1 protein-coding gene is annotated in these 1,079 nt (G+C 75.0%); it reads right to left on the bottom strand.

The annotated features are described in order from the left end of the window. Positions 1 to 1,079 (bottom strand): 3-phosphoshikimate 1-carboxyvinyltransferase (gene aroA, locus MCM47_RS41340; RefSeq protein WP_238951898.1); only part of this gene is annotated, 1,079 nt, incomplete at both ends.

Raw genomic sequence — 1,079 nt, forward strand, 5'->3', positions numbered from 1 at the left:
CCCCCCCCCGCCCCCCCGCCACTGCCCCGGTGAGCAGCTCGTCCCACATCTTGGGGAAGTCCGGCAGGGTCTTGGCGGTGGTCGCGACGTTCTCGACCCGGACGCCCTCGACGGCCAGGCCGATCACCGCGGCCGCGGTGGCCAGCCGGTGGTCCTCGTAGGTGTGGAAGACGCCCCCGTGCAGCGGGCGCGGGCGGATCCGCAGACCGTCCTCGGTCTCGGTGACGTCGCCGCCCAGGTCGTTGATCTCCTTGGCGAGCGCGGCCAGCCGGTCCGTCTCGTGCAGCCGCAGGTGGGCGATGCCGTAGAGGTGGGACTCGGAGTCGGCCAGCGCCGCGACCGCGGCGATCACCGGGGTCAGCTCGCCGACGTCGTGCAGGTCGGCCTCGATGCCGTGGATCCGGCCGGTGCCGGTGAACTGCAGGCCCTCGTCGGTGAACTCGCAGACGCCGCCCATCCGGCTGTAGATCTCGCGCAGCTGGTCGCCGGGCTGGGTGGTGTGCTTCGGCCAGTCGCGGACGGTGACGCGGCCGCCGGTGACCAGGGCGGCGGCGAAGAACGGCGCGGCGTTGGAGAGGTCGGGCTCGACGACCACGTCGCGGCCGATCAGGGCGCCGGGGGTGACCCGCCAGACGTCCTTCTCGCCGCCGTCCTCGGGCGCGTCGACCTGGACGCCGGCCAGGCGCAGCATCTCGACCGTCATCCGGATGTGCGGCAGCGACGGGACCGGGCCGCCGACGTGTCGGACCTCGACGCCGTTGTTGTAGCGGGCGCCGGAGAGCAGCAGCGCCGAGACGAACTGCGAGGAGGACGAGGCGTCCAGCTCGACCGGGCCGCCGTCCAGCGCGCCGGTGCCGTGCACGGTGAGCGGGAACGCGCCGCGGCCGCCGTCGTCGATCCGGGCGCCGAGCGCGCGCAGGGCGTTGATCACGCCGTGCTGGGGGCGCTCGTAGCTGCGCGGGTCGCCGTCGAAGTGCACCGGGCCGTCGGCGAGGACGGCGAGCGGCGGGAGGAAGCGCATGACGGTGCCGGCGTTGCCGACGTCGATCGAGGCCGGGCCGCGCAGCGCCGGGGCGGGG

Origin of the sequence: Kitasatospora sp. A2-31, from assembly GCF_022288725.1 — a bacterium.
Lineage (GTDB): Bacteria > Actinomycetota > Actinomycetes > Streptomycetales > Streptomycetaceae > Kitasatospora.